At 68.2% G+C, this 10,000-nt stretch carries 10 protein-coding genes; 4 read left to right on the top strand and 6 right to left on the bottom strand.

Features of this window, described 5'->3' with window-relative positions:
* The 5 genes from Q1K70_RS13355 to Q1K70_RS13335 form a co-directional block, all read right to left on the bottom strand.
* On the bottom strand, positions 1-1,091 hold a 1,091-nt coding region (locus Q1K70_RS13355; protein ID WP_300160469.1), incomplete at its 3' end, for a 3-isopropylmalate dehydratase large subunit.
* Complete coding sequence (locus tag Q1K70_RS13350; protein ID WP_300160466.1) at positions 1,076-2,617, bottom strand: 2-isopropylmalate synthase; 1,542 nt, start codon at positions 2,615-2,617, stop codon at positions 1,076-1,078. The genes Q1K70_RS13350 and Q1K70_RS13355, both read right to left, overlap by 16 nt.
* A gap of 126 nt (positions 2,618-2,743) precedes the next feature.
* Entirely contained in the window at positions 2,744-3,514 is a 771-nt protein-coding gene (pssA, locus tag Q1K70_RS13345; RefSeq protein ID WP_300160463.1) for a CDP-diacylglycerol--serine O-phosphatidyltransferase, read from the bottom strand.
* A gap of 12 nt (positions 3,515-3,526) precedes the next feature.
* Positions 3,527-4,171: a phosphatidylserine decarboxylase family protein gene (locus Q1K70_RS13340; RefSeq protein ID WP_300160460.1), complete on the bottom strand. Its 645-nt coding sequence runs from the start codon at positions 4,169-4,171 to the stop codon at positions 3,527-3,529.
* Positions 4,164-4,799, bottom strand: coding sequence for an HAD family phosphatase (locus tag Q1K70_RS13335; protein WP_300160481.1), 636 nt, complete (start codon positions 4,797-4,799; stop codon positions 4,164-4,166). Before Q1K70_RS13335 ends, Q1K70_RS13340 begins: the two co-directional genes overlap by 8 nt.
* 252 nt (positions 4,800-5,051) lie before the next feature.
* Here Q1K70_RS13335 and Q1K70_RS13330 point away from each other — a divergent pair, with 252 nt between their 5' ends.
* The 4 genes from Q1K70_RS13330 to Q1K70_RS13315 all read left to right on the top strand — a co-directional run bounded on the left by Q1K70_RS13330 (position 5,052) and on the right by Q1K70_RS13315 (position 9,403).
* Positions 5,052-6,011, top strand: a complete 960-nt coding sequence (locus tag Q1K70_RS13330) for a DUF523 and DUF1722 domain-containing protein (RefSeq protein WP_300160457.1) — start codon at positions 5,052-5,054, stop codon at positions 6,009-6,011.
* A gap of 14 nt (positions 6,012-6,025) precedes the next feature.
* Entirely contained in the window at positions 6,026-7,129 is a 1,104-nt protein-coding gene (locus tag Q1K70_RS13325) for a serine hydrolase domain-containing protein (RefSeq protein ID WP_300160454.1), read from the top strand.
* 114 nt (positions 7,130-7,243) lie between these two features.
* Positions 7,244-8,863: a glycosyltransferase gene (locus Q1K70_RS13320; protein ID WP_300160451.1), complete on the top strand. Its 1,620-nt coding sequence runs from the start codon at positions 7,244-7,246 to the stop codon at positions 8,861-8,863.
* Positions 8,864-8,947: 84 nt separating this feature from the next.
* Positions 8,948-9,403: an Hsp20/alpha crystallin family protein gene (locus tag Q1K70_RS13315; protein ID WP_300160448.1), complete on the top strand. Its 456-nt coding sequence runs from the start codon at positions 8,948-8,950 to the stop codon at positions 9,401-9,403.
* An 81-nt stretch (positions 9,404-9,484) separates the two neighbouring features.
* On the opposite strand, the gene Q1K70_RS13310 is transcribed toward Q1K70_RS13315, so the two are convergent.
* A complete protein-coding gene (locus Q1K70_RS13310; RefSeq protein ID WP_300160445.1) occupies positions 9,485-9,817 on the bottom strand; it encodes a nuclear transport factor 2 family protein in 333 nt (110 codons plus the stop codon).
* Positions 9,818-10,000: the final 183 nt, after the last annotated feature.

The following is a 10,000-nucleotide window of genomic DNA, read 5'->3' as shown; positions in this document are numbered from 1 at the left end:
AGGCACGGCCCGCAGGTGGCCGGGCCGACGATGCAGCCGGAATCCATGAAGGTTTCGATCAGCCCTTCGGCCAGGGCCTGCCGCCAGATGGTGGGGGTGGCGGGCAGGACGATGCAGCGCACGGTCTTGGCGACCTTCCTGCCCTTGAGCACGGCGGCGGCCTGGCGCAGGTCCTCGATGCGGCCGTTGGTGCAGGAGCCGATGACGGCCTGGTCCACGGGCAGCCCGGCCACGGCGGACACGGGCTTGACGTTGTCCGGCAGGTGCGGGCAGGCGATCTGCGGCTCCATGCCCGTGGCGTCGATGACGACGACGCGCTCGTAGACCGCGCCGGGATCGGCGGCCAGGGCCACGTCGCCCTTGCGGCCGTGGGCGGCGGCATATTCCAGGGTCTTGGCGTCCGCGGGGAAGAGCCCGACCTTGCCGCCGGCCTCGATGGCCATGTTGGACATGGTCATGCGGCCCTCGACGGAGAGTTCGCCGGCCAGGGGGCCGGTGAATTCCAGGGCCTTGTAGAGCGCCCCGGAGACGCCGATGGTTCCGATCAGCGCAAGCATCAGGTCCTTGCCGCCGACGTACTTGCCGAGAGCCCCCTTGAGCACGACCTGGATGGTGGGCGGCACCTTGAACCAGGTTTCGCCCAGGGCCATGCCGCCGGCGATGTCGGTCGAGCCCATGCCCGTGGCGAAGGCGCCGAGGCCGCCGTAGGTGCAGGTGTGGGAGTCCGCGCCGATGACCACGTCGCCGGGACCGACGAGGCCGAGCTCGGGCAACAGCGCGTGCTCGACGCCGACGTTGCCGCCTTCGTAGTAGTGGGTGACGCCCATTTCCCTGGCGAACTCGCGGCAGACCTTGACCTGCTCGGCCGAGGCGATGTCCTTGTTGGGCGTGAAGTGATCGGCCACGATGGCCACCTTGTCCTTGTCGAAGACGGCGGTCGCGCCCATCTGCTTGAAGGCCTTGATGGCCAGGGGCGCCGTGATGTCGTTGGACAGCACCAGGTCCAGCCGGCAGCGCACGATCTGGCCGGGGCCGGTGATCTGGTCGTCGCAGCGGGACTGCAGGATTTTCTCGGCTAAAGTTGCGGGCATATCCGGTCTCCCTCCTTTTTGGCCAACCTGTTGAGAGCATTGATGAAAGCGAGGGTGCTGGCCATGATGACGTCGTCGTGGACGCCGCGTCCCACGGAAGTGGCGTCGCCCTCGCGCACGCGCACGGTCACCTCGCCCTGGGCGTCGGTGCCGCCGGTGATGGCGTTGATGTGGAATTCCTCGAGTTCGGGCTTGCGGCCCACGGCCTCGCACACGGCGTTGAACGAGGCGTCCACCGGGCCGGAGCCGGAGGAGTACTTGCGCACGACCTGGCCGTCCACAAGCACCTGGATCACGGCCGAGGGCGCGAGCTCCACGTTGCCGCAGTGCACGGAGATGAACTGGAGGGCGTAGTGGTCGGGCCGGCGCAGCACCTTTTCGAGGATGAGCGCCTCGATGTCCTCGTCGAGGATGCGCTGCTTGCGGTCGGCCAGTTCCTTGACCGCGTCGAAGACGATCTTGAGTTCGTCGTCGGTGAGCTTGTAGTTGAGTTCCTTGACCTTGGCGTCCAGGGCGTGGCGGCCGGAGTGCTTGCCGAGCACCACCACCGCGCCCTTGCGGCCGATGCTCTCGGCGGTCATGATCTCGTAGGTGCGGCGGTCCTTGAGCACTCCGTGCTGGTGGATGCCGGACTCGTGGGCGAAGGCGTTCCTGCCGATGACCGGCGCGTAGGGGGGGATGGGCTGGCCGATGATGCCCGAGAGGCGGCGGCAGGAGGGGAAGATCTCCTCGGTGACGATGCCCGTGGTCAGGTTGTAGTAGTTGGGGCGGGTGCCAAGCCCCATGACCACCTGCTCAAGCGACGCGTTGCCGGCGCGCTCGCCGATGCCGGAGAGCGTGACCTCGGCCTGCCTGGCCCCGGCGTGGAGCGCGGCCAGGGTGTTGGCCACGCCAAGGCCCAGGTCGTTGTGGCAGTGCACGGCGAAGGTGACCTTCTCCGCGCCTTTGACGTTGGCCAGGAGGTAGCGGATGAGGTCGGCGAACTCGGCCGGCTGGGCGTAGCCCACGGTGTCGGGGATGTTGACGATGGTCGCGCCGGCGGCGACGACGCGGTTGCAGACCTCGACCAGGAACTCGGGGTCGGAACGCGAGGCGTCCTCGGCCGAGAACTGGACCTCCACGCCCTTGGACACGGCGTGGCGCACGGCGGCCTCGGCCATTTCCAGCACCTGCGCCGGGGTCTTGCCGAGCTTGTGCTCCATGTGCAGGGCCGAGGTGGCGAGGAAGGTGTGGATGCGGCCGCGCTTGGCCTGCCTTATGGCCTCGTAGCCCCGGTCGATGTCGGCCGGCAGGGCCCGGCACAGGGCCGCGACCACGGGTTTCTCCACGGCGGCGGCGATGGCGGCCACGGCCTCGAAATCGCCGACGCTGGCGGCCGGGAATCCGGCCTCGATCACGTCCACGCCGAGCGTTTCCAGCTGGCGGGCCATGCGGATCTTTTCCTCGCGGGTCATGGTGGCTCCGGGCGACTGTTCGCCGTCACGGAGCGTGGTGTCAAAAATGTACACCCTATTGTCTACGGACATGGGGATGCTCCCTTTTTTGTCCCGCGACGGGCGCGGGAAGCGCGGACCGAGCGGCACGCAACAGCGGATGTTGGTTAGCCGAGGCCCCGGGCGATGACAAGAGATGTCAGAAAGGGAATGATGGTATTATGAGAGCTCCTGGAGGGGCTCCCGTAGCTTGGCGCGGCGCGGCAGAACGAAGAAGGTGTAGAGGGGACCGGAGAGGAGGTAGGCCGAGAAGAGCAGGAAGCCCATGAACCAGGGCTCCGAGGCCACCACCACGAAGAGGAGCATGGCCGTGACCATGGCGCTGAAGGGATGGGCCTTGACCAGGCCGAATTCCTTGAAGGAGGCGTAGCGGACCCGGCTGACCATGAGGAAGGACAGGGCGTAGACCAGGCCCAGGCAGACCTTGGGCGCGAAGTGGGCGGCGACGTCGGCCGGCAGGTAGCGCTCGAACATGTAGGTGAGCGCGATCATGCAGCCGGCGGCCGGGATGGGCAGGCCGATGAAGAACTTCTTGGACGTCGTGGTCTTGCCGGCCATGACGTTGAAGCGGGCCAGGCGCAACGCGCCGCAGGCCACGAGCATGAAGGCGGCCAGGATGCCCAGGCGGCCGAAAGCGGCCAGATGCCACTGGTAGACCATGATGGCCGGGGTGACGCCGAAGGCCACGAGGTCGGAGAGCGAATCGAACTGGACGCCGAAGTCGCTGCTGGTGCCGGTCAGCCGGGCCACCTTGCCGTCGAGGCCGTCGAAGAGGCAGGAGAAGAGGATGGCCAGGGAGGTCATCTCGAAGCGGCCCTCGATGGCCCACAACGCCCCCAGGAACCCGGCGAAAAGGCTCGCCATGGTGAACAGGTTCGGCAGGATGTAGACGCTCCTGCGCGCCCGGCTCTGGGTGATCGGCTCTTCCATCGATACCGGCTTCTACTCGGCCTTTTTCGCCAGGACGGTGACGCCCGCCATGGTCTTCTGGCCCATTGTGACGGCTGGATGATAACCACGAGGCAAATAGACGTCAAGCCGGGACCCGAACTTGATCATGCCGTAGCGCTCGCCGCGCCTGACGGCGTCGCCGGGCGCGGCCTTGCACACGATGCGCCGGGCGATGAGCCCCGCGATCTGCACCACGGACCACTGCCCGCCGTCGGCGTCGCGGATGCCGATGATGTTGCGCTCGTTGTCCGTGGAGGCCTTGTCCAGGGAGGCGTTGAAGAACTTGCCCGGGATGTAGCGCACTTCCGTCACCGTGCCGTCCAGCACGGCGCGGTTCACGTGGACGTTGAACACGTTCATGAAGATGCACACCACCTGCCGGGTCTCGCCGGTCAGGGGGTCGGCCGCCTCGCCCATCTTGCAGACCACGCCGTCGGCCGGGGCCACGGCGATGCCGGGCCCGGTGGGCGAGGCCCGGTCCGGGTCGCGAAAGAAATTGAGGGAAAACGCCGTGAGCGCCAGGAGCACGACGGCGGCCCAGGGCCAGCGCAAAAGGGCCGCGACCAGCGTCGCCAGGGCGAACAGGCCGATGAGGGGCAGGCCGTCGCGGGCCAGGCCGAAAACGGGGTTATACACGCGGGACTCCAAGGGAGGGGCAGACGGCGGCCAGGTCGCGGAAAAAGCCGGCCTCGTCGCGGTAGAGGATGGTGTGAAAGCCGAGGGAGGCGGCCAGTTCCACGTTGCGGGGCGCGTCGTCGATGAAAAGCGACGCCTCGGCCCGCGCGCCCATGGCGGCCAGGGCCAGCTCGAAAAAGGCGGCGTCGCGCTTGCTGACGCCGTGATGGTAGCTGTTGAACACGGCGTCGAAGTGGGAAAAGACGTCGTGGCGGGCGTCGAGCCACTCGAGCCATTTGGTCTGGTCGCTCAGGATGGCGGTGCGGATGCCGGCGGCCCGGGCCGCGTCCACCACGGCGAACATCCAAGGCCGGGGGACGAAGCGCGAAAGCACCATGTCCGTGAGCCAGGCGTCGTCGGCCGCGATCCCCGTGGCCTGGCGGAAGGCCCGCCAGAAACAGGCGTCGTCGCAGCCCCCGACCACGAGCCCCGTGCTCCAGGCCATCTCGTAGGCCACGGGCACGATTTCCGCCGGGTCGCGGCCGGTTTCGCGGGCAATGGCCGTCAGGCCCTCGTGAAACCCCTCCTCGGCCAATACGCCGCCGAAGTCGAAAAAGATGGTCGTGGGGCGGCAAAGCCCCTCAATCACGTGGTCCAAAAAACGCCTCCGCCGCTTCCCCTGCCGGCCCAAAGACCGTAGACTGCCAAGCGGCCAGTCCGCCTTTAGCCGGTTCCCCCGCGTCGATCAAGCCGGGGACGCATGGGGAGGGGAAGAGAAGAGGGAAAACGGGGCGCTGCCCCGGGCCCGCCGGGGGGCCATGGAACCATGGCGCCCCCCGGACCCCCTCCAAGGGGAAAATGAGAGAGCGGTTGGATCGGACAGGAGAGGTGGGGAGGAACCATGGGGGAAACCATTCGCGTGGGGGTGAGCGCCTGCCTGCTGGGCGAGCCCGTGCGCTACGACGGCGGCCACAAGCGCGACGCCTATGTCGTGGAGACGCTGGGAAAATTTTTCGAGTTCGTGCCCGTGTGCCCGGAGGCGGAATGCGGCCTGGGCGTGCCGCGCGAGCCCATGCGCCTGGTCGGGGACCCGGCCGCGCCGCGCCTGGTCACGACAAAAACGGGCCAGGACCTCACGGACCGGATGCGGGCGTGGGCGGCCCGGCGGGTGCGGGAGCTGGCCGCCGAGGACCTGCGCGGCTTCATCTTCAAGGCCAAGTCCCCGTCCAGCGGCATGACCCGGGTCAAGGTCTACAACGAGAAAGGCTCCCCGGCCGAGCGCGGGGTCGGGCTTTTCGCCCGGGCCTTCATGGACGCCTTTCCCCTGCTTCCGGTGGAGGACGAGGGGCGACTCCATGACGCCCGGCTGCGGGAAAACTTCATCGAGCGCATCTTCACGCTTAACCGCTGGCGCGCGGCCCTGGCCGGCGACGGCCGCACGAGCCTGCTCGCCCGGCTTGTCGCCTTCACCGCCAGCCACAAGCTCCTGCTCATGTCCCACAGCCCGGACCTGGCCCGCCAGCTCGGCCGGCTCGCGGCCGAGGCCAAGAACTGGCCCGCCGACGGCCTGCAACGGTCCTACGAGACCGTGCTCATGCGCGCCCTGGCCCTGCCCGCCACCCCGGCCAAGCACGCCAACGTGCTGGAGCACGTCGCCGGCTATTTCAAAAAGCATATCGACGCCGAGGACAAGGCGGAACTGCGCGACATCATTCATGCCTACCGCACCGGACTGACGCCGCTGGTCGTGCCCGCGACCCTATGCGCCCACTACGCCCGCAAGTTCCGGGTGGACTATCTCCTGTCCCAGTACTACCTGCATCCCCATCCCGTCGAACTCAAGCTGCGAAACCACGTCTAGCCCGGGAACACGCCATGCGCCTTTTTCTCCCCGCCCTGCTCGTCCTGACCCTCCTGCCCGCAGCCGCCCGGGCGGCCGGGAAACCCGAGACGCTGCCGAACGCCCGGGCCACGGCGCAACTCGTCGGAAAACTGACGCAATCCGGCCGGGTCCACGGCCTGGTCGTCGGCTTCGTGAACGCGTCCGGCCGGGCGACCTACGGCTTCGGCCACTTCGGCGAAGGCCGCGACTCCGCCCCGCCCGACGGGCGCACCCTGTTCGAGATCGGCTCCATCACCAAGACCTTCACCGGCCAGATGCTGGCCCAGGCCGTCATGGAAGGCCGGCTGCGCGTCACCGACCCCATGCGCCTCTACCTGCCCCAGGGGGTCATCGCCAAGGATTCGCCGCTGTTCTGGGTGAGCCTGCTCGACCTGGCCACCCACACCTCGGGCCTGCCCGAAACGCCCGCCAACCTGCCCTCCACCGACCCGCGAAACCCCATGGCCGGCTATTCCACGGCCATGCTCCTGGACTACCTGCGCACGGCCAAGCCCATCGCGCCCATCGGCCAGGACTTCTACTACAGCAACACCGCCGCCGGCGTGGCCGGCCTGATCCTGGCCCGGCTGTGGGACACGGACTACGAGACGCTCGTCAAGACGCGGCTTTGCGCGCCCCTTTTCATGCGCGACACGACCATCGCCCTGACCCCGGACCAGGCCGCGCGCATGACCCGGGGCCACGCCGCCGACGGCAACGTGACGCCCAACTGGGACGTGACGGGCCTCGAAGGGGCCGGGGCCTTCCGCTCCACGGCCGAGGACCTGCTCGCCTACGCGGCGGCCAACCTGGGCATCGTGCCCACGCCCCAGCTGCCGGCCATGAAGCTCGCCCAACTGCCGCGCAAGCACGTCTCCTCCATTCCCACGCTCTACATCGGCCTTTTCTGGAACGTCATGAACTTCGCCGGCAAGGAATACGTGCTCCACGCCGGCCGTTCGGGCGGCTACTTCGCCCTGGTGCTCCTGTCTCCCGAGGACGGGGCCGCGGTGGTTTTTCTTTCCGACACCGAAGGGGACTTCTCCGACGAGGGCTGGAAGCTCCTGGAGCTCGTCTCCGGCAAGCGGCAGCCCTGATCCGCCTTTCTGGAACCATACTTGCATTTCGTCGGCGACCGGCACGTTTGGCCGCGCCGTCCGAGCCGCGCCGCGCCGCTGACGTCCGAGAACGCACCGACACGGAGGTCCCGCATGGCCCAAGAGGCATCGGAAAAACTCGCCGGCATCACCGGGGAACTGGAAGCCCTGCCCCTGGAAAAGGCCTGCCGCTACTACCGCAACTATCTCGACGCCTTCCAGATCGACCTCCCCATGGCGGTGTGCTTCGTCAACCGCGTGCTCGACGCCAACGTCCCGGACCTGCCCGACGAGCCGCGCGCGCTTCTGGAGCACGCCATCCGCTCGGCCGTGCACCTGGCCAACTTCGATCCGTCCATCCTGGGGCTCGGGCTCAGTTCCGGCATCGCCCCGGGCGCGCAGGGCCTTCTCAAGGTGCTGGAGGGGACCCACGTCGAGCAGGACGTCTTCGAGCAGCTGCGCAAGTCCTCGTTCAAGTTCCAGGGCGACGACATCCGGACCATCTGCGAGAAGGTGCTGGCCCGCCACCCCATGGCCGTGCGCTACGCCGACCTGCTGCTCAACCTGGATTTTTTCGAGGGCAGCCCGCCGAGCCAGGCCTTCGCCGGCTTCCGCTGCCCCAAGGTGCTCTCGCCGCTGTGGAACAAGCGCCTGTTCAACCACGCCGCCGGCCTCGGCGACATGGAAGCGGCCTTCGCCCTGTGGCAGGACGTCGCGCCCCTGGCCGACGACCCCTTCACCCTGGCCCGGGCGGCCGAGATGCACCGCTGGCGGGGCGACACGGAAACGGCCCTGGCGCTCTACGACAAGGCCATCGCCCTGGACCCGCGCCAGCGGCCCTTCGCCCTGCGCCGCCGGGAGCTGGCCGCCCCCTTCCGGCCCGACCGCGCCCTCGTCGCCGACAAGCGCGTGAGCGTCTACCTTTACAGCTTCAACAAGGCCGCCATCCTGGGCGAGACCCTGGAGAGCCTGCGCGGCAGCGACATCGGCCCGGCCCGCCTCAAGATCCTCTTAAACGGCTGCACCGACGACAGCCTGGCCGTGGCCGGCCGGGCCCGGGAGCTTTTTCCGGAAAACGAGGTGGAGATCATAAGCCTCCCTGTCAACGTGGGCGCGCCCGCGGCCCGCAACTGGCTGCTGGCCCAGCCGGCCACCCGGGAAAGCGAGTTCGTCGCCTTCCTCGACGACGACGTCTACGTCCAGCCCGACTGGCTGGCCCACATGCTGACCGTGGCCGAGAGCGACCCGCGCATCGGCAACGTGGGCTGCAAGGTCGTCTTCCCGGGCCGCTTCCCCCTGCTCCAGTACCTCTACCGCCACGTCTCCCTGGCCCACCCCGAGGCCATCCGGGTGAGCCTGCCCACGCCCTACCAGCAGTACGACATCGGGCTTTACGACGTGATCCGGGAAACGCGGGTGGTCATGGGCTGCCAGCACCTCCTGCGCACGGCGTCGCTCGCCGACGCCCCGGCCTTCGACATCCGCTATTCGCCCTCCCAGATCGACGACACGGACCACGACCTGCAACTGTGCCTGGCCGGATGGAAAGTCTTCTATTGCGGCACAGTGAGCTGCGTGCACCGCCAGGGCTCCGGCACGTCGGCGCGAAGCCGCCTCTCCATGGCGAGCCAGGGCAGCATCCTCGGCAACGACGTGAAATTCACCTACAAATGGTTCGACCGCCGCGAGCAACTGGAGCATCTCGACGCCCTGAGCCTGCACGAGGCAAACTGACCGCCGGCCCGCCAGGCCTTGACAAGACCGGATTCGTGCGCATTCTTGATGCATAATCAAACAGCCTTTCAGGGAGGTTGGATTATGTTCAAGAGTCTTTTGCCGCGGCTGCGGGAAAAGTCCGCGGCTGCCGGTCGGCCGATGAGCATGGCCGACCTGATGGAGGATTTCTGGCGCGAACCGTTCGGCTCCCTGCCCGCCTTCTTCAAGGAGGCCGGTTATCCGGCCGTGGACGTGAGCGAGGCCGACGGCGTGGTTACGGTCAAGGCCGAGCTGCCGGGCCTGGAACCGGCCGACGTGGAGCTCAGCGTGGAAGACGACGCCCTGCTCCTTCGCGGCGAGAAGAAGTTCGCCGACGAGGAGAAGAAGGACGACTACCATCGCATCGAGCGGTCCTACGGCTCCTTCTCCCGGCTGATCCCCCTGCCGGGCAAGGTCCGTCAGGACGAGGCCAAGGCCCGCTTCGAAAAGGGCGTGCTCATCGTCACCCTGCCGCGCGACGTGGAAAGCGCCGCCAAGAAGATCGCCATCGAGACCTAGCCCCCGGCGAAACGCCCCTTTGCGCGCCCCCGGCCCTCGCGGCCGGGGGCGCTTTTTGTTGTTCCGACGGTGCGGACCGGGTTATTCCGTGATCGTCAGCCGCGCGATCTTTTCCCCTTCCAGGACGAAGGCGAAGCGCAGGGTCGCCGGGCTGCCCGGGAACGTGCCGGACACCTTGCCGTACAGCACCACGTTCGGGCCGTCGGCCTCGACGCGCAGGGGCTCGACGGTCGGCGCGTACTGCGCGTCGGCCGCGGCGATCCAGTCGCGGATGGCGGCTCGGCCGACGTGTTCGCGGTTCTCGTCCGCGACCACAGCCCGGGCCGTGAAGCAGGCGGCCACGGCCTCGGGGTCGTGGGCGTTGGCCGCGGCGAGATAGTCCGCCACCGGCTTGGGGAGCATGTTCGTGTCCATTTCGCGCCTCCTTGGCGTTTGCGATTGCGTCGCCCGCCGTTGCGGACGCGGCCCAACCTAGCCGGGGCGCGCTGACAGCCCCATGGCAGGAGTCCTTCTTCGCCCAGGACGTCCGGCCGCAAAAGACTGCTGCCATGGGGCTGTCAGCGCGGCGTGCCACTTTCCCGGGAAAACCCAAGCCGA

It is taken from the genome of Solidesulfovibrio sp., from assembly GCF_029978005.1.
Taxonomy (GTDB): Bacteria; Desulfobacterota; Desulfovibrionia; order Desulfovibrionales; family Desulfovibrionaceae; genus Solidesulfovibrio.
This window is presented reverse-complemented; position numbering and strand designations above follow the sequence as displayed.